Source organism: Moorena sp. SIO3I8 (genome assembly GCF_010692325.1).
In the GTDB taxonomy this organism is placed as follows: Bacteria; Cyanobacteriota; Cyanobacteriia; order Cyanobacteriales; family Coleofasciculaceae; genus Moorena.
Genome location: NZ_JAAHHW010000050.1, coordinates 12,368 through 32,246, shown reverse-complemented (window position 1 = coordinate 32,246; position 19,879 = coordinate 12,368). Strand labels below are relative to the sequence as shown.

Genomic DNA, 19,879 nt, shown 5'->3' with positions numbered 1-19,879 from the left:
GTCTGTTACTGGGGGAGGGGCCTGGTCGATTACCCTCGATTCGGGGCCAACCTTATCGATCGAACAGCTTGCTCTGTCAGTGTCGTCGGTCAAATCTTCTGGCTCAACCAATGGCACTCAACAGAATACGGCAGAATCCCTCTCCCAGCAGCGAAAACTGTCATTTGAGGGGCTGTTTGAGTTATTTGGGGGCGAATTTGCGGTTAAGGTCGCCCATCAATTTTCCTCAAAAAATGGAAATATTGCCAGTCAGTGGGGATTTTCTGCCACTGCTGAAAATATTAGTATTACCGAAGTCATCAAAGCTTTTGGATTTTCCCAGGATAAGCTCGATGAGTATGGGTTGCGGGATTTAGTAGTTTCCCTGGCATTTGCGCTACAACAAACTCGCTATCAAGACAGTAATACCCAAATCGTCGAATCCCGCTATACCTTCACCGGATCCATGGATTGGGATACTGGCATTGCTTTAGTGCCAGGGGAAGAAACCCTGCAAATCCAAGCAGCGATTCAAATTACTAAAAGGTCGAGTAATAAACCAGGGGGAACCTCTACGACCCTGAAAGGCGCGATCGCAGGAACGGTCAAAGCCTCTATTCCCTTTTTCGATACCTTACAACTCTCGGTTATCTATACCTTTAGCCAAACCGGTAGCACCTCTAGCTCTGGTCGTTCATCCCAAGCCCTGGCAAATCGTACCGGTGAGTTAATTTTCCAACTCCAAATCAGTACCCTGTTGTTGAGCGCAGTGTACACCAATATCAATAATCGTAAACTGTTGCGGTTTAGCGTTAGTGTGGTCAGGGATAAGAATCCCACTATTGGTGACCTGATTGCCTATATTGTCAGTGTATATGACTCCAGCATTACTGACTTTGAACTCGACCCACCCTGGGATGAATTTGCTAAACAAGAGATAGCGCTAGATAAGTTTAGTCTGGAGATAGACCTAACTAATAAATCCATCACCATTTCCTACAAGGCTACCTTGAATGTCTTGATTGCTAAGGTATCCAATGTGGGACTGTCTTACCAGTTTGGGACTAAGTCATCTCAGGTCAGTACCCAACAAAATAATGCTAGAACAGCATCCAATAAAAAAATAGCGATCGCAGTAGACTTAAGTATTCCTGGACAACCCAAAAAGCGAGTTCAGTGGGACCCAGTCAATGAAAATCCCCCAGAAGTGCCCAGCACTAAAGCCCCGATCTTCGAGCTGAAGTTCCTGGCTTTGGGACAACGGGTTGCCTTCGCACCGGAAATTGTGCAACAAGCTCGTACTATTGAGCAATTCACCACGGTGATGCGCCAAACCTTGGTACCCCTTCCTCCCATTAAACGGCGGCAAAATCCCCTGACAGCTCTGCAACAGTCCTTACCCTCAGCCGTAAGTTCTGACCCCACTCAACCGATTCAATTTTCAGGTCAGCCCATTCAGTTTAGTGCAGAGAGTGGGTGGTTAATTGGTGCCCAATTTGTGATTTTGGGTGCCATTGAGATCAGTGTAATTTTCAACGATCCCTTTATCTACGGGCTGCGCATTAGCTTGTCGGGACCCCCAGTACAGAGTTTTGCTGGATTTGAATTTGAAATCCTCTATCGCCGCATTAGTGACACTGTCGGGGTCTATCGCAGTGAGCTGGTTTTACCCGACACCATGCGGTATATCGACTTTGGTGCTGTTCATATTACCCTGCCGGTGGTTGCCATTGAAATCTATACCAATGGGGACTTTGGTATCGATGTGGGCTTCCCTTGGGGTGGTGACTTTTCCAGATCCATTGCCGTTAATGTCGGCATCTTTTTAGGATTAGGGGGCTTCTATTTCAATAAACTGAGTGCAGAAACAGCCACCAGTGTTCCCGACATTGTTAGTGGCACCTTTGACCCGGTATTGGAATTTGGCATTGGCTTACAGGTCGGGTTGGGGAAAATTATCAAGAAAGGTCCTCTGCGCGCGGAATTCAGCATTACCATCCATGGCCTTTTGCAAGGGGTGTTTGCTACCTATAATCCCACCGATACTAATGAGAAAAAGGCCACCTATTACCGGATTCAGGGTGGTGTAGCCATTGTTGGTCGGATCTATGGTGTCGTGGACTTTAAAGTGATTCAGGTTGATGTAGAAGTCCTGGTTAAAGTTGCGGTGCTGTTTGTGGTGGAGGTATACAAAGCCATTCAGGTGGCTCTGGTGGCTACGGTTTCTGTCAGAGCATCAATCAAGATTGCCTTTGTCCGGATCAGATTTAAGTTTAACTTGACCGTGCGGGAGCAATTTGTCCTCGGTTCAGATAGCACACCACCCTGGCAACTCGCTGCTGGTTCTGGGGGAGCCATGGCAGCAACTGTGCCGGTATTTACTGCCCGTGCTCAAACCGTGCGTCCCTATCGAATCAAAAAAAATGGTAGGGCTAATCGCTTTGGTTTTGCTAAAGCCCAGACCATTAGTAGCACAAGAACAGTTACAAATGTAACTACTACAAATACTACTACGACAAATGGCACTACCCAAACATCTGGTGGACGGTCATTGCGATGGGATGATGGCACAACGGGAATTCAGCTAGCACTCCCCGGAGACGTGCGCACGGAAACTGTAAAAGACGGGAAGCTTCGCCTCGATATTTATTTTCAACCGTCCTTTACCAAGACCGAAACAGATACTAAGACCGAAACAGATACTAAGACCGAAACAGGGGTAAGTGGTATCGGGTTATTGTTTATGGAAAACTCGATTCCTCTAGATGATAACTCTACCAATGATAATGATACGGACTTTGATGAGTTAGTTAAAGCCCTATTTAAATGGGTGATTTATGCCTATTTATCAGATAGTGAGCGTAATGCTTTAAATATCGACACAAGTGCTGTTAATGTTGATGCTCAAGTCTTAACTTTGGAATTGTTAGAAGATGTTTATACCCTATTCGTTAACTACTTAGAGGAAGAACCTGCGGATGAGTTTTGGGAACCGCTAATTCGATTCTTGTCTAGGAATTTTATATTTGATATCACCGACCGCCCCATTAGTGCGGATACGGAAATTAGTGGTACCATTTTCCCGATGTTTCCTCAACTTCAGATGGAACTCAAGGATGGTGCTGATGAGAATGATCCCAATAAGCAGCCCAATATCATTGATTTTGATAGTACGAAATATTCTCCCGCTCAAATCAAGGCGATTCAAAATTATTTTCAATCCTCCAACTATAACCATAACCAGAGCACAGAAGAAGTCCTGGGACAAATACCGACCAACGATGCATCTGGAAGTTTAGCGATCGCTGAACTTTTATTTATTGACTACTTCACCTTAATTATTCGTTCTGTCGTGCAGCTTGGCATCGATCATGTTAGGGATAAAAAAGATGGGGTTGATGCCAATGGTACGATTACTCTGATTGACTTACTCAATCATTTCAATGGTGGTGAGTCGTTCCAATCCTTAGCGGGAATGACCTCACGATTCTTGTTGCATGGATTGCGATTACCCATCCTTACAGGTAGCACTACAACCATTAATGGACAACAACAAGCTGCTTATCTTGCTACAGGACAACAATTTACTGTCACAGTCACGCGCACCCCTCCCGCAACAGACGGGGATAGTGAGACGGTAACGATTAGCCCCAATGAAATCCGGTTATTTAAACTAGATACCTTGACTTGGATTCGACTAATTGATTATCAAAGTCAGACCAGTGATAGTGAAACTAGTCAGACCAGTGACAGTCAAACTAGTCAGACCAGTGATAGTGAAACTAGTCAGACCAGTGACAGTCAAACTAGTCAGACCAGTGATAGTGAAACGTTAACCTGTGAACTCAATTACCCTTTCCCGGATAGTGATCCTCCCTACAACACCATTACGCTTATTAAGCAGCTTGATGAGGCAGAAACCAGTGGAATTTTGCCCACAACTCCTCCAACACTGCTGGAGTTTTACAATCCCACTAAGCAGCAATACACTATTCGCGCCAAAACTGACTGGAATGAATCTATTAATGCAACTAGCAATAATCTGCTGTGGGAACTTCCTTCCGGGTTATGTGATTATCTCAAGTCTAAGTCTGATCAGACAAGCTTAACCCTTTTCTACAATCAGCAGCCAGTTCAAGATGGGGAAACTTTAGATACTGCGGAGATTGAAGCAGGATATACTTGGGCAACTAAATTAACATTGGAAATCCGCCAAGTCTCGACCTCAGATGGGAGCGGATTTTTGGCCACGGTATACGCTATTGAACGGATTGAAACGGCTAGTCGGCAATTGCTGCAAGATATTCTGACCGCAAACGTAACTCCTACAACCTTGACCTTGTTGTATTTGGATGACAGTGATGACAGTGGTGGCTCGAAAGTTCTGACCCGTAATGGCAGTGCTGAAGTCTTGATGCTGAAGACGAATTTATCCCTAGATTCTGGGGATAACCGTACGGTGACACTAGACGTGTCTACGACCTTCCTACCATTCCTAAGACTGGTACAGGAAAGCACTGTTGTAAATAGTGAAGGCTATTACCTCAACTATAGCTATACAGAAAACGATGAGCAAAAGGGCTTACCAGATTCTCTGTTTGCTGATGGGGACACGGCTCAGGTAACTCTGTTAATGACCTTTAGCAGTACTGCCGCTAGCTATCACAACTGCCTTAATATTCCGTCTGATCATTCCCAGAGTAGTACACTCAATGGTGTCAGCGAAATTTTTGCCACCAGTAGTGAAACCATTGATGTGTTAAGGATTCCGGCGGGAAATCTTGGTTTTAGACTGACCCGTGACTCCATTGAACCTGTAGACAATAATACTGCTACCGATGAGATTCAAAACCTCTATCAGCTTTTAAGTTATCAGCTGCCCAGTACAATTGAAGCTGACTTTAAAACCGGGCAAGACCGTCTACCGATCGGACCGATTGAAGAAGATGAGGATAATAAAAAACATAAAACATGGGTCTATGAAAAAGTCTTGCCGGTTTATGCTTTAACTACCGCCGCCCACACAGAATCCCAAGCATTACCGGAAATTCTCAAGGATACCCTCAATCCCTATTACGGTATTGGAGATACCTTTAAGTTGGATTTTCGCTGGCAAGATATCTATGGGAATCGTTTGGGAAGTGATGGGGACTTTGCAGAAGGTATTAGCCAAAAATTAGGTTATTTCGACCAGATTTTGGGAATCAATCAATGGCCCTCGGTGGGTGAAAGCTATAGGATTACCAGCAAGGATGATAAGACTGCTAATTTGATTCTGGAGTTGGTGTTAGACCAATCTAAATATATTCCCACTCCTGGGAATCTTTTCACTGAGGCACTGGATAAGATTAAAACTGACCGCGCTACTTATCAACAAATTTACTATCAGGTTCATGACTCAAACTTAACCTTTACGGTGAGTACATCGGTGATTCCCAGCAGTGACCAGGAGTTGACTGATTCCCAGCGTGCCGCCTTCACGGACTTTGTGGATAATGTCTATAAGTATTTGGTCACTTTGGAATATCTCCAGGAATTTGCCTATACAGTGGCTGGTAACAGTGAAGACCTGGAATCAGTTGCTAATCAGTATGGGTGTGATATTGGAGATTTAGGAGATAGTAATAGTGCAGTTAGTGGTATTTTCAGCAGTGATCAAAGTATTCAGATTCCTGTTCCTGTAGGTATTCGGGTTGAGCCAACCAACAGCTTAAATGCGATCGCAACTAAGCTCAACAAAGATTACGGCACTCAAAGTGCCAAAGTTGAGGAAATTGTCACTAAATATGCAAAAACGGCGGATTTATTAGCGGTCGGTGGGATTATTTCTTACACTGATACCGCTAATCATTTCGTAAGCTATACCGTTCAAGATGGGGATACCTTCGAGTCAATTGCGATCGCACAACTCGCCCTAGAGGAAGACCACCTGATCGAAATCCTGCTACAAACCATTGCTCAAGGGTTAGATACGACCGAAACTTTAACCAATGGTGTCCTGATCAACGGTCTAGAAGCACCCCACGTCAACAATTACGTTACCCTAAATGCCACCCTAGAAGAAATTGCCTATGGGGTATTGCAGCTGGAAAATGCTGACCTGGATCGGGAGTTTGACCAGATCCTGACCGACCGGATCAATGAGATTATTGCAGAGAATGAATCGACGGTATTGCTGGCAGGGGTTACGGTTTCAGCCTTGGATAGCACAACCCAGGATGGCGAAACTTTGGGCACTCTTCGAGACCGTCTGTTAGCAGAATCCCAGGATGTGGTTGAGGCCATTCGTAATCTGGAAATTTTCCCCACGGACACAACATTAACGGTCACGGTGACCAAGAAAGATGAAGCTTCACCAACTCCGTTTAATGTAGACATCAAGGTGATCACTGACAAGACCTGGAGTGCGATCGCTACGGCATTCCCCAATACGTCTAGGATAGAAACTACTGAAACGGTCATTACTGCCAATGCCCAACGCCAGGATTTACTGGTGGCAGGTTCCACAATAACAATCCCCGAGATTAGCCTTGATTACACCATCCAGGATCAGGATAGTCTATATCACATTGCCCTTAACCAGTTTGTCGCCACTACTGATGCTCGCGCTATCGATGTGCTGAAATCGGGCATTGTTGCTGAAGTGGGTGCCCTGGAGTATACCATTGCTGAGGCAATTCTGCCCGAACGGAACACCCTTGCTTACCTAACTCAGCAGCTTCATCTACAAACCAACCTTCATCGCACGGTGTTGGAAACGGTACAAGCGGTGGGCAATATCAGTGATATTCTGACTGAGTCTGCGATCGCTAGTCAATTAGCTGTGGTTGCTGGTGCTGTCAGCGATATGACTGGGTTATTTGGTACGGAGGATGTAATCCTGGCTGACGTGCTGTTTAACTACACTGTCACCAGTGGGGATAGCTTTGACCAAATGATTGCTATTGCTGCTGCCCATGATAGTCAAATTATTACCGATCAAACCACAGCAGGGGATATTGCCCTTCAAAATCCCACTTTAGCGTTACAGTCCGGGGCAACCCTCTACATTCCGGATCGCTTTACCCTGGATACCTCTTCTGCACAGAACGCTGACTCTCTAGCAGTGGTACAATCCACAGCTCAAACAACATCCCTGAGTACGTTAACCAGTACCATGGGAACGGAAATTACTGCAGCAGCAGTAGCGATCGCTAACCAAACCCTGGCAGGACTGTTGAGTGGCAATACTGCTATCGATGTCCGTCCGGTTTTGGCATCCCTGACTAAGATTAGTTACAACAGTGACGATACGGTAAATAGCGACTTAGAACGGTTAGCGGCTTTCATCGATAGTCAAACTATCCAGACCGGAACCGATGAAACCTTCTACACCCTCACCTCTCGATGGGCGCTAACCCTGGTTAATTTCAAAAATACTATTGATGCCGAAGCCAGTCAAGCCCAGCAAAGCATTGGGGCGGTGAATGCTATTTATGAGCAACTGGACAACTTAGCAGGGGCAAATCGCATTGCGTTACGGGCCTTACTTGATCCCAGTGATAGTGAATCTTCCTTGAGTATCTTGAAAGCAACACTGCTGGATGCTCAAGGTAACCTTAAACCCCAATTCGAGCCATCAACGGTTCATACTCAACCTGAAACCTTGGATGTCCCGGATGCGATTGACCAAAGGTCACGCTACGCGATCGCTAATATCGAAACTGCCCATGGTCAACCCGATGATCAGGTATTGATCGACACCTTACAGACATCATTGGACATTATTCATCGGATGTATGACCTCAGTTGTCTGAAAACAGCGGTGGATCTCTTAGAAAAGCGTTCGCAACGCCCCCTGACTGTAGCAGAAGTAGCAGAGGCGCTCCAAAATGAATCGGGTCTAATTGAGCCCTTACAGAATTGGATTGTTCCCCCAGCAGTAGCTAGCACAACGGTTGATATCACCATCCGAGATAACAATAATAGTCTTCTGTATCCAACGGATTTACTATTCTCGGTCACCGTACAGCTGGAAATGCGACGCAACAAGGATTTGATGCATCCAGGCTATGTGCCTGAAGCTGAGGTAGTATCAGCCTATTTTGCCCCCAAAACCGTTGTGCTGACCAGCTCCTCAGATGATGAAAATGCTGAGTTTAGCCAACGCCTGGCCTCCCTTGACCCCTTTGCCAAGGCTTTTGAGCAAGCACTACCTAACTTAAAGCTAGCAGTGGGGCGGAATGCTGGGAATATTGATAATGCTAATCCTCAAAACAGCGATACCCTGTGGGCAGTTCATCTGGGGGATACGGGGATTAGTTACGATATCAAAGAGGATTTCCCCTACTTCTTTTCTGCTGCGCCTTTGAGCAATACCTTAATGTCAGGGGAAGTAAGCCTTTACAGCTACACCCAAGATGGTGGACTTGACCAAACCTCAACAGAAACCGTGCGAGTGGATGCGGTAGACCTGAATGGTTTAGCCCGTAAGTATTTACGTGCTATTGAAGATATCCTGAAACCGGAAACAGCTATTCCTGCAGTGAATGATACCACCTTAAAGGGTGAGCTTGGGCGGATTTTAGATGTCAAAGCAAGTTTGGCAGATTCGATTAGTAACAATGTGACCCATGTATTGGATACTTCTGTGGATACAAATTCCTCAGAGTATACTACTCGCCAAACCTTAGCAGTGGCAGCACTCCAAAAGGAATTGCTGACAAATTTAGCAGATGCTTACGACATTGAAACCATTGTTCAATATAACGTGGATGTAGCGATCGCTGATGGCTATCAATGGTCTGGTCAAGATATTCCTCGTTTATCTGGGCAACCAGTCATGAGCGGGGCTTATTACACCAATCTTGAAAGTACACCCAACTCCACTAGTTCTGACGCAGAAAAGCAAGCTCTGCTTCAATCGATAGATTTCACCTTATCTCCAGCTAAAATTTCCCTGAGCGATGCCAACAATGGTAAGTCTACGCTGACCTTTTTCTTCAATACCCAAACGCCTCAGCGTTACGAAGATATTGCGGTTAATCTGAACTATCAGGTTAATGAGTTGGAATATAATATTAATACTACCAATTCCACCTCCTCTTGGCTCAATTTTATTCAACCTCTCAACGATGAGCCTAATCAAATTGGAGATGTTCAAATTCCGATTCCTTTGCGAGATTTTCCCCTTCCTCCTTCTCTGATTTCCCATACAGCAATTCCTGACCCCGACAGTTTTGCTGGTGATATTCTCAGTGCTGAGGATATTCGAGACTGGAATTATGTTTTCCTCTATGAACATCCCGATGTGGCTCAAGATACCATTGAATGCCGGATTGAATACAATGGTTCCTCTAAATTAACGATTAATGATGTCTCTTTGAAGGAACCCGAAGAAAATCAAGACGAAACATTTGCAGTTTTCACTGTTACCTTATCTCCTCCCTCTGAAAAGACTGTTACTGTTAATTATCAAACCCAGGATGTCACTGCGAAAGCACCAGAAGATTACACGGCAACTCAAGGAACTCTACAATTTGATCCAGGTGAAACCAGCAAAGAAATTCAGGTGGAAGTCAAGAGCGATGATGTTGTTGAAAATAATGAAACCTTTACTATTGTCCTGAGTAATGCAGTTAATGCAGAGATTGCGGACCCAGTGGGTGTTGGCACAATTATTGATACGACTAATACTATTGATCCACTGTTAGATACCCTGGTGCGGTTTAACAATCTATATCCAACCCTAGCCAGTGATCTCAAAGCTTTGGAAACAGGGTTAACCGATGACAACCAGACTACGGTTACCTCTGCCCTCAGTGCCTTTGCGACTCTAGCAGAAGACGTGGCTAGGTCATGGCAAATTTGGCAACCGATTGCGATCGCACAGGCATCTCGCCAGACAGTTCACTACAATATTGATGAAAACCTATCCGCTGACCAAGAAACCAAAACGGTTATCATCACTCCCACTAACAATCTTCCCGTTGCTGATCAACAAGTCTTAGACATTGAGTTACCAGGGTATGAGTTAAATGAGACCAGGCAAAACGATGTAACCACTAACTCCCCCACAGTACCTTATACGACAATTGAGTATGATTTCACCAAATTGCTTGATGCAACTGGGGTAGAAACCTTTGGGGAGTCGGCATTACCGGATCGTAAGGTGACTGTGACTAATTTGGATGTGTTGGACTATCAAAATGCCTGGGGTGCTATCCGTCTCGCCCGCAATAAAAATTTGATTGATGGCAGGGAAACTAATGCTGCTTTCATCTTCCAGACTCCTGAAGTAAGGTTTAAGAATCGGATTACTCCTCTAATTGTTAATGATAAGCGTTGGGATATTGCCGACCTGGGCAATACCAGAAGTAAAACCTTGACACAGCATCTCGAAGAGTTATTCAAAGTCTTGCTCCCAGCTATCATTAACCGTCCTTATGATATTCGGATTAGCTGTCAGTATGCCTTTGCTTTAGCTAGCAACACTAATGATGAGGAACTGTTAGCTTCCTTACCTGTTCTACTAACTCCTCGATTTACGGTTCAAAAGTCTGGGGATTCCACCGATATGTTAGCAGTGACTCAACAACTGCGAACAAATATTGTCCGGGAAATTGACAATTGGCAGACTCAGAAAAACCCCAATCAAACCAGGGGACGATATCTGTTTAGTTTTAGTCTCTTTTCCAACCCAGAAAATGTGAGTAGTACGGAGAATCCTAACTTGCCTCTGTTAACGGTGGAAAACTTGAATCTTTTGCTTACAGATATTATTGAGGGATAGTAAGTTATCAGCGGTCAGCGGTCAGCGGTCAGCGGTCAGCAATCAGCTTAAAATAAACCTCGTTCGTTGCACAGACTTTGGCCTTTGGCCACGCTGTGCGAACGACCCTGGGACTTAACTCAGTATTATTCGCATGCTTTGTTTTATTCAATAACTGATAGCTGACGGCTGATAGCTGAACGCGCACGCGTGCGCGTAGCGCATATGCTTACGAATAGTTATAGCAATTCTCAGGAGGAGTGAGGGACATTGCTTATGCTTTTAAGCCAAGAGGAATCCCGCGTAACACCCCAGGGCTGTTTCATTGTCGGATAGAGCTGTTGACTAAAATGGTGATCGCTGTGATGTCAAATGCCAGCGGTCACTCGATTACGTCAATAAATCGTGTTTGCCCGATGTAACTAATACTCCTTGAATCATAACGTGCTCGGAGGTGGGCGTGAATGCGATTGGCCGTAGGCCACGCTACGCGATCGCGTTCGCCTTTGGCGTGGCCTACGGCCAAGCTTAGCCCGAAGGGCTAATCGCGGAAATTAGATTGGCAGGTTTGGGATTTTCTCCGCCAAGTATGGATAGGGTGAGGTGGGGTTCAGAATGGAGTGCGATCACTATCCTTCCATCCTTCAATGGTTGCCACTATAATATAGTTATTTTATCATTAACTCTAACGTTATTTTTGGTTTGGGGTATCAATATGGTTGCTTTAAAAGTGTTCTCAGTGGCTACAGTTGCCGTCGTTTTGAGCAGTTGCTTAATACCTGAAAAAGCCTTGGCTAGTCGTCTTGATTTCACAGCTGAAGCGATTGGCAGTTCAACTCCTTCAATAATCCTAAATCCCAGTATTGGTCAAACCCTACAAAACGGCGATTTTACGATAGAAAGGAATGGGGATAACATCCTTGGTAATGGGATTGATGAACAGACAAGTTGGAGCTTTGATTTTTCTGACTTGGCTACATCAATCAATAACTTATCCCAAGCGAACCTAATTTTAGACCTGACACCAAACAACGTCCTGATCACTGATGATACATTTGGGATCATAGGATTAGATCCTATTATTATTGCTCCGCCCCGCAATTTACCAATAGGAACCAAGCAATCGCTATCTTTAAAATTACTGGAGTTTTACAAGTCAGAAGAAATCGAGAAGGTATTTAATGCTAATAGTGGCAAAATTTCGGTATCTTACAGAGATGATGCCATTGTATCTCGTGCTGAGCTGTCATTGTCTACAAGTGAAAGAGTTCCCGAGCCTACTTCTATTCTAGGGATTTTAGCTTTGGGAGCTTTAGGAATTAGTTCCTTATTGAAGCACAAGCTCAAGCAGCAGAAACAAGCAAAGCAGTAATATCAATATAAAAATCCCGCCAGAGAGACGGGAGAATTGAGTGGAGTATTGTGGGGTGTTATCGGGGTTGGTACGGGTCTATGCCATTTTCCCGAAGGAGGCGGTGTAAATACTCGTTCTCTGTCCTTAACTGATCAGGTTCAGCCATACCCTCACAGAGATCCGTTAGCTGTTGCTTCAGTTCCTGGTTAAGGTACCGCCAGCACTCGTCGTTGTTCCGTAGATCGATAACTTCCCCTTCTAACCGCTTCACTTGCTCTTGGAGAAAGCTATCCCTGAAGTTTTTGTCACTCTCGAAGCCAAAACCGTCCCGGTAGCGCTCAACCAGTCCCATACTCATCAATCCTTTGCCTATCTTTATGGCTGTCTTCTGGCCAGGGATAAGGTTTTCGTTCCGCTTGTCGATCTTCAGAATGCTTAATTCCCAAATCAAATCTGCGATTGTCTCGACCAAGACTACATTTACCTTGTCTGGGTGGATTTCTGACTTCCATTGGTCGAATTGGAAACCCTTGCCTAATAAGCGTTTGAGTGTCCTTGAAGCCTGAGATTGGTCGAATTGGAAAAGCTTAGCTAATTGGGAAGCACCAGACCCAAATTTGTCTAGTTGGGGGTGCCACAGCCCTTCAATCTTGTATCCGTGTCCTAGGTTGATGGGAGCTACTTGTGCGAAATTTGGATTTTTTGTCATGATCAATCTCGAATGGTTTTACATTTACTTAGCGATCGCACTTCCGGGATAAGTTGGTGCGATCGCTTTTTAGATTTGTCGTTGTCTGTCATCAGTATATCCTCCGACGACAGGAAAATCAATGATCACTGCGAGGGAGTAATGTATAGTGGTAGACCCTTCTTCTGATCAGCCTTTCGATTTCTGGGAAGGGCAGTTTGTATAGTGCTCGGGCTTTGCCTTCCTTGGCTAGGTCTAGGTCTTTCTTGAGGCATAGAGCAAAGGCGCGGGTGCTACTACAGGAATCGGCCTCTTTTTTCCTGAGCTTATTAGACATGACTACTATAAAGCAAAAATCTTTTTTTACACATGCGTTTGGCATAGTTTTATCTACAGTCTATCCAATTGGTGTCCAAGCTCGACTATTAACAGAAACACCATTTAACCTATCTCCTCAAATAGGCGATTATCAAGCATTGAAACAAGTAGGGGTAGCGACCAAGGAGACTGCATTTTTAGGACAATACCTCAATAGTCGCGGAGGACGAGGCAAGATCGAGCTTCGCTTTAAGATGAATGGAGCCAATGTGACAGCTAGTGTAATAACCAAACGCGGCGATCAGACAATAGACCAAGCTAATTTGAGAGTCACTTCCATTGGCACTAATGCCTACAAAATGTCGGGAATTTTGAACGATAATGCAAATGGAGGTACTTGGAATGCAGAAGCAGTTTGTAATTTAAAACAGAACTTATAAAAAAACTATAAATATCTCGATTGTAACTATAGTACCTCTCCAAGAACAGTCAATTATAATGGCACAGTAACTGGATAAATAACCGCTATCAGGCATATTCATGATTGCAGAACCGTACCCAACATCATTCCTGGCTCTCCTACATTCGGCTCTTCAATGGGACTTCTATGCGGATATTATCCTTATTAGGGGCTGAGTTTAACCGTTTTGCCCAAACTACCCACTATCAAAACATCCTAATTTATCCCACTGGCTGAGAATAATAAACTAGGTGTCGAAGCTCTCTACCGGCACCACAACAGAATATTGTCAAATAGTATTATATGCATTATATTTTGAATAAAATAATGTGGGTCTTGAAACTAAAAACTTCTAAGTCTCAGGGCTTAATAGTACAAATGTTATTATAAAACTGACCTGCTCCCAAGCAGTTTGACCAGTACTTGCTCAAAATCATAAATCCCCAACCACTACCTAGTAATGGTTGAGGATTTTTTCATGTTAAGCTATTGGTAGTTAACAAGTAGGAATACCAAAATCGGAGTATTTACTTATCATTATTGATCTCTTTAACCAATTTAGTAATCGCTTCGATTACTGTTTTCGTGAAAAAGGCTAAAGCAATAACTAAAGCAATCGCAGTTCCACCTCGTACAAGGGAACTGGAAAAACAGAACTTGAAGATATATCTGGGTTTAACACAGCAGTTGAAGTGCCTAAAAGCTGATTAGCTTCAAGGTTGTTGGAATCAAAATTCTGAGATGGTAACATGAGAAATCAAAAGTAGTTAAATTTAGGGAGAAAGTCATACATGCAGAATATTCTGTAATTTGACTTAATCCCTTTCGTTTTTATCAGTATAGTCAACCATTAGTAGCCATTCGCTCTAGCTATTAGCACAGTCTTAAGTAAAAATACTCAATATCAGCCCATATCCACATAAGAACTAAACTACCTCTATCCCTTTTCCCATAAGCCTTTAAGCTATCGTGGACGCAAATGAACTTCCACTTTTCACGAACGTATTTTCACTTTCAATCTTTTGTTTTTTTTGATAGGTGGAAAAAGATAACGGAAAACAACTTTAATGCCTTAAATAGGCGTTATTGGTATTACGAATTGCCCATAATTACACCAAGAATTAGACCTAGTTCTTCTTACCGACAGAAGCTCAAGGAAACAAAGTTGAATTACTATTAACGAGACTACGAACTAAGGTAATTAAGTTATCTTGGTCTTGGGGCTATTTTCAGTCCCTAGCCCCAAGGAGTTAAGTTGAATTACTATTTCCTTTAATCCCTATAGGAGAGCCAAGTTGACTTTAGGTGAAGTATCAGGCTTGCCCTCGCGACACTAACACTAGGCGTATAGTTATATTCAAAAGACACTGCATTTTTAAAAGTGGCCACTTTTTGATGGCTGAAACCCGCATTATTACGTGGATAAATCGCTGAAACCCTTACCCAGTAAGGGTGGAGGAGTAACCTTGGCAACTTTTTAGGGGGTGTGGCCATTTTTTGGTATATTGTCCTTTACCGGTAAAGGATTACTGAAAAAACTTACCGCCTACTTTCGTGGGTTAAATAAGTGGTTTAAATGAGTGGTTTAAGTTGTAAATATTGAAGAATAAACATGAGAAAACCAACAAAGATTTTTGTCCGTACTATAGCAGTCCTGATTGCTTGCTCGGGTCTGTTAGCAATGGTAAATGTCCCTGCTTATGGGAGATGTTTTCGGATCCAGAATGCTAATAATGGTCGGTACTTATTTGGACGGGGTGATGGTACGGTCGGGACTTTTGATAAATTTTTCTTTGATCAGATATGGAAGTTGATAAAACATGATGTAAACAACCAGAATTATTATGAAATCAAGAACGCTAATAATGGTAGAAACTTATTTGGGCAGGGTGATGGTACGGTTGGGACTTTTGATAAATTTTTCCACGATCAGTTATGGAAGTTGATAAAACATGATGTAAATAACCAGGATTATTATAAAATCAAGAACGGTAATAATGGTAGAAACTTATTTGGGCAGGGTGATGGTACGGTTGGGACTTTTGATAAATTTTTCCACGATCAGTTATGGCTTTTCATTAAAATTACTGATTTGCCAGGATGCTAGTTAGTAATCCCAGAAAAAAAAAAGAGATGTTTGTAAAGGATTATTTCACGTCTAGTAGGTTAACATACTCAACCTTATGTCCGTTGTGCTCTTGAAGAGCCCGCTTTCAGCGATCGCGGTGCGAGAGATTCAGCCTGGATGCGATCGCATCCCCATTTATTCCGGATGGTATACTTGGGGTCAGGAGAATGAAGTAAGTACTCAAGTCATGGCCTTTAGGCCACGCTACGCGAACGCCTCAACGAGTACCTGCCAACCAAATATATTGCCATTAGAGCCGAAATCTTGGATAGATTATCGGCTACTTTGCGCTGCATCAAGACAGGGAATCAGCCTCAAATAAGACTGCAAGCGCACTAGGCATTAAGGTGTAAGACATTCTTAAACTCCGAAACGTAAGTAATCGCTTACTTGCGGACTTGCGGACTTGCGGACTTGCGGACTTGCGCGTAGCACTATACTTCTACCAACTCTCTCAATAATTTGTTACAAATATTTTTTAAATATGCTATAATTTAATATTTTTATGTTATAATAAAACCGTGGACAATCAAATCCACGGGAAGAGCCAGCCTGACGTACTTGCAAGGGCGAAGGCTGGCTCTGGCTACCCCTTAAAGTAAAGGAGATAACTTCATATTATGTCGCATCATCTAAGCCTATACCCATGGGTCATGGTTCGCCTATTACCACCGATGCCACCAGTCGTTTTCGCTCGGTTCCGCAACTGTTGTGATGCCAAAGGTTATTCGCAGACCCTAAAACAGCTGGTGCCTGATGCTAAGTTTCTAATTATTTTCGATATACCCCTCTTCTGTCAAACTGGGGTCAAACCCTGATTTTTCCTAGGCTGAAATGACGCCAATTGGTTCGATTGTGCCAAAATGACAGAAGAGGGCGATCACGTGACTTCATCTTTGAGTAAATGGGTTTTAATAGCGTTTTGTAGGTGGTAGCAAATCAGTACGAGATCATTCGTTTAACTTCGGAGCAAGAGAGTCAGGCTCAAGAGGAAACAATGGGGACAAAGGAAAAATTTTGGTTTTATCATTCTCAATTGAAAAAGTGTCTGTTCAAGTATCCTCGACAAAACACAGGAGAAGACTGGTCAGAAAAAGTGGCATTTGAGTTATGCAATCTTCTAGATATACCTGCGGCGCGGTATGAGTTAGCAGAAACAGCCGATGGAAACAAAGGGGTGATTACAGTCAATTTTTTAGGAGAGGGAGAAACCCTAGTGCATGGTAATGAAGTACTTAGTGGCATTAATCCTGATTATCCCGCTTTGGTTACGCAAAAGGCTTATCAACATACAATTGAAGTGGTTATGGAGGCGATTAGAGAAAAATCTGTTAACTTCCCCCCTAGTTGGACAGTACCTGATGGTTTCACAGATGCCAGAGATTTGTTTGTTGGCTACTTGCTGCTAGATGCGTGGATTGGTAATGGTGATCGTCATCATGAAAATTGGGGGTTTGTACTTCCTAAGACCTCTCAAACAGGTATTTATCTAGCTCCCACTTACGATCACGCCTCATGCCTGGGTCGTGAACTTTCTGATACTAAACGCCAGCATAAGTCTGTAGAGTCTTACGTAAATCGGTGCCCGTCAGCATTTTATCTTAACGAAAATGAAAAAAAGCCTCTGAAAACATTTGAACTTTTTGAATACGTTAACACTCACTATCCTAAAGCTAGTCAGGAGTGGCTCAACCGTCTTGAGCAAATTTCAGAGCAACAGATAAATTCAACTTTACAGGCATTTCCAGATTGTCGTATCTCAAAAGAAGCATCTGACTTTGCTAATAAAATTTTGCTCACCAACAAAAAAAGACTGCTCTGTCTATTAAATTTATGAGTATCACTTCCCTAAAAACTTTATTTTTAGCTTGGCAAGATTATCAAAGTCGATCGTGGAACCCGGTGGGTCGATTAACATTTGATGAAAAAATTTACACGTTTGTTTATATAGAAGGTGCAAAGGAAGCGCAAGAAAAATTTGGGTTTGAGCCTCTAATGTCTTTTCCAGAGTGGAATAAAACCTATTGTTCGGCGGAGTTGTTTGCGTTTTTTGCCAACCGAGTTATGTCACCCTCGCGTCCAGATTACCGAAAGCATCTAGACCGGCTCAACTTATCAGCCCAGAGTTTTGATTTGATGGAATTTTTAGGAAGGAGCGAAGGAAATCGACAAACAGATAATTTTAAAGTTTTTCCTTATCCAGACCTCGACAGTGACGGGAAATACCACCTTTGTTTTCTAGTACATGGTTTGCGTCACTTACCAAAGTGTTCTATGGATCGCATAGATCAGCTACAAGTTGGTGATACTTTGTGGCTATGTCACGAGCTTCATAATCCTTATGACAATAAGGCTTTAGCGTTAACCACAGAAGATCATTATCACCTAGGGTATTGTCCCCGCTACTTGTCACACGATGTATTTGACCTTTTAAGGCGTGATCCAGGTTTAGTAGAAGTGAAAGTAGCAAAGGTAAATTTACCTCCTTCTCCACTCAAGTCTCGGTTATTGTGTGAGATGACTTATTCAGGTTTTGAGGGATATGAACCGTATGCTCACAAGACCTATCAGCCGTTAACTAAGGAAAAAGAAAAGTCGAAAAACTTGGTTTGCCCGATGTAAGTAATACTCCTTGAATCATAACCTACTCGGAGGTGGGCGTGAATGCGATTGGCCGTAGGCCACGCGGGGCGCGTTCGCATTCAGGTACTATAGCGTTTATAGGATTTATGAGGTACGCTTCTCAACCTCAAAATCCCCCTTGATAAGGGGGATTTAGGGGGATCTTTTTGTACCTCATGGCATAGAGAATTGCTATATATAGCTACGGCGGTTTGCATAACTATCAGCTACACAGGATTGTTTTCCCTATTCCCTATTCCCTATTCCCTATTCCCTATTCCCTATTCCCTATTACCTATTCCCTATTACCTATTCCCTATTACCTGCTCAAGGAAAGTAGTTAAGAGCCGATTTACGAGGGAACCTGTAAGTCTAAAGCCCCGTCTTTTAAAACCGGGGATCAAGACTCATAGCGGCTTGACCCGCTGTGATAAAAATATTTCTAGAGAATCGGGAATCTTACTAATGGCGTTGTAGTAAAAGGTATAGGAGAGTTCAGATCGAAACTGATGATTATCTTAGAGTTCAAGGTCGTTAAAAAGTCTCTATCAACTAGAACCCATACCTGTAAGTGTGGATCCTAGGTATATCGAACTCAGGTAAGTTGAGTTTGTGGCACAATTATTGATCAATTTTTCTCTAAAACTAAAAAAATGTCTCATACCACCATGTCTAACAAAAATATAAAGATAATTTTCACTTTTGGTATAGCTGTTGCGTCTTCTGTGCTTGCTTTTGCCAGTACTACTAACGTTGCCCAAGGACAAACAAATTATCGCCTCAAAACCATGTTTACGGGCAGTGATAAATGTTTAGATATCATTAATGATGCTAACGACAATAAACCGATTATGGCTGACTGTGGTAATTATTCAGGACAATATTGGCAAATAGTAGCAACAAACAAGTCTGGATATTATCGCCTCAAAACCCTATTTACGGGCAGTGATAAATGTTTAGATATCATTAATGATTCTAACGACAATAAACCGATTATGGCTAACTGTGGTAATTATTCAGGACAATTTTGGAAAATAGAAGCAACAAACAAGTCTGGATATTATCGCCTCAAAACCATGTTTACGGGCAGTGATAAATGTTTAGATATCATTAATGATTCCCAAGACAATAAACCGATTATGGCTAATTGTGGTAATTATTCAGGACAGTTTTGGCAAATACCTAATTTTTAACTAACTGCTTGAACTAGAAATTACCCTTTCGGGCAGGGTTGTTTAATTGTCGGGTAGAGCCGTTGACAACAATGGTGACCGCTGTGATGTCAAATGCCAGCGGTCACTTTATTACGTCGATAAACAGAGCTTGACCGATGTAAGTAATACTCTTTAAATCATAACCGGCTCGAAAGTCCTGAATGGGATTTGCTATGTCAAGTATGGATTACAAATGAATGATTACGATGAAGCCACAACAATAACCCTTCTTGATCAGCACATTCCTAGAAGGAGTTTTGTGATGGGGAGAAATTCCTTGTTAAAAATTCCTGTTCCTTAGATATTTGTGAACCGCAATCGTAGTATGATTATATCGATTTGGGAAATCAGCCTGATTTTAAATTT

General features: G+C 43.0%; 12 protein-coding genes. 9 read left to right on the top strand and 3 right to left on the bottom strand.

All coding sequences use genetic code 11. From position 1 onward, the window contains the following. Positions 1-706: 706 nt before the first annotated feature. Positions 707-913 (bottom strand): hypothetical protein, encoded by a 207-nt coding sequence (locus F6K51_RS38495; RefSeq protein WP_364305681.1) that lies wholly within the window; start codon positions 911-913, stop codon positions 707-709. Between the two features lie 390 nt (positions 914-1,303). Here F6K51_RS38495 and F6K51_RS19420 point away from each other — a divergent pair, with 390 nt between their 5' ends. Then, on the top strand, positions 1,304-10,750 hold the full coding sequence (locus F6K51_RS19420; RefSeq protein WP_365940001.1) for a Calx-beta domain-containing protein: 9,447 nt from the start codon (positions 1,304-1,306) through the stop codon (positions 10,748-10,750). 694 nt (positions 10,751-11,444) lie between these two features. Continuing rightward, the gene (locus tag F6K51_RS19415) at positions 11,445-12,101 is read left to right on the top strand and encodes a PEP-CTERM sorting domain-containing protein (protein WP_293023089.1); all 657 of its coding nucleotides are present in this window, start codon (positions 11,445-11,447) and stop codon (positions 12,099-12,101) included. Positions 12,102-12,159: 58 nt separating this feature from the next. Here F6K51_RS19415 and F6K51_RS19410 read toward each other — a convergent pair whose 3' ends face one another. Both F6K51_RS19410 and F6K51_RS19405 read right to left on the bottom strand, forming a co-directional pair. Continuing rightward, the gene (locus tag F6K51_RS19410; protein ID WP_293023086.1) at positions 12,160-12,792 is read right to left on the bottom strand and encodes a hypothetical protein; all 633 of its coding nucleotides are present in this window, start codon (positions 12,790-12,792) and stop codon (positions 12,160-12,162) included. Between the two features lie 118 nt (positions 12,793-12,910). After that, positions 12,911-13,108: a hypothetical protein gene (locus F6K51_RS19405; RefSeq protein WP_293023083.1), complete on the bottom strand. Its 198-nt coding sequence runs from the start codon at positions 13,106-13,108 to the stop codon at positions 12,911-12,913. Here F6K51_RS19405 and F6K51_RS19400 point away from each other — a divergent pair. From F6K51_RS19400 to F6K51_RS19365, 7 genes are all read left to right on the top strand, one after another. Further along, on the top strand, positions 13,107-13,529 hold the full coding sequence (locus F6K51_RS19400; protein ID WP_293023081.1) for a hypothetical protein: 423 nt from the start codon (positions 13,107-13,109) through the stop codon (positions 13,527-13,529). The two genes, F6K51_RS19405 and F6K51_RS19400, sit on opposite strands and share 2 nt — an antisense overlap. Before the next feature lie 1,632 nt (positions 13,530-15,161). Beyond that, the gene (locus tag F6K51_RS19395; RefSeq protein ID WP_293023079.1) at positions 15,162-15,656 is read left to right on the top strand and encodes an RICIN domain-containing protein; all 495 of its coding nucleotides are present in this window, start codon (positions 15,162-15,164) and stop codon (positions 15,654-15,656) included. A 76-nt stretch (positions 15,657-15,732) separates the two neighbouring features. After that, complete coding sequence (locus F6K51_RS19390; RefSeq protein ID WP_293023077.1) at positions 15,733-15,999, top strand: hypothetical protein; 267 nt, start codon at positions 15,733-15,735, stop codon at positions 15,997-15,999. A gap of 606 nt (positions 16,000-16,605) precedes the next feature. Continuing rightward, a complete protein-coding gene (locus F6K51_RS19380; RefSeq protein WP_293023072.1) occupies positions 16,606-17,514 on the top strand; it encodes a HipA domain-containing protein in 909 nt (302 codons plus the stop codon). Then, positions 17,511-18,299: an HIRAN domain-containing protein gene (locus tag F6K51_RS19375; RefSeq protein ID WP_293023069.1), complete on the top strand. Its 789-nt coding sequence runs from the start codon at positions 17,511-17,513 to the stop codon at positions 18,297-18,299. Before F6K51_RS19380 ends, F6K51_RS19375 begins: the two co-directional genes overlap by 4 nt. Positions 18,300-18,511: 212 nt before the next feature. Further along, entirely contained in the window at positions 18,512-18,643 is a 132-nt protein-coding gene (locus F6K51_RS19370) for a hypothetical protein (protein ID WP_293023066.1), read from the top strand. Between the two features lie 309 nt (positions 18,644-18,952). Beyond that, the gene (locus F6K51_RS19365; RefSeq protein ID WP_293023064.1) at positions 18,953-19,492 is read left to right on the top strand and encodes an RICIN domain-containing protein; all 540 of its coding nucleotides are present in this window, start codon (positions 18,953-18,955) and stop codon (positions 19,490-19,492) included. The last annotated feature ends 387 nt before the right edge of the window (positions 19,493-19,879 follow it).

Bases quoted from the DNA above. Each gene is read 5' to 3' on its own strand.
- F6K51_RS19420 (WP_365940001.1), top strand. From the start codon at position 1,304: ATGCGCCAAACCTTGGTACCCCTTCCTCCCATTAAACGGCGGCAAAAT.
- F6K51_RS19415 (WP_293023089.1), top strand. From the start codon at position 11,445: ATGGTTGCTTTAAAAGTGTTCTCAGTGGCTACAGTTGCCGTCGTTTTG.
- F6K51_RS19410 (WP_293023086.1), bottom strand. From the start codon at position 12,792: ATGACAAAAAATCCAAATTTCGCACAAGTAGCTCCCATCAACCTAGGA.
- F6K51_RS19400 (WP_293023081.1), top strand. From the start codon at position 13,107: ATGACTACTATAAAGCAAAAATCTTTTTTTACACATGCGTTTGGCATA.
- F6K51_RS19405 (WP_293023083.1), bottom strand. From the start codon at position 13,108: ATGTCTAATAAGCTCAGGAAAAAAGAGGCCGATTCCTGTAGTAGCACC.
- F6K51_RS19395 (WP_293023079.1), top strand. From the start codon at position 15,162: ATGAGAAAACCAACAAAGATTTTTGTCCGTACTATAGCAGTCCTGATT.
- F6K51_RS19390 (WP_293023077.1), top strand. From the start codon at position 15,733: ATGTCCGTTGTGCTCTTGAAGAGCCCGCTTTCAGCGATCGCGGTGCGA.
- F6K51_RS19375 (WP_293023069.1), top strand. From the start codon at position 17,511: ATGAGTATCACTTCCCTAAAAACTTTATTTTTAGCTTGGCAAGATTAT.
- F6K51_RS19365 (WP_293023064.1), top strand. From the start codon at position 18,953: ATGTCTCATACCACCATGTCTAACAAAAATATAAAGATAATTTTCACT.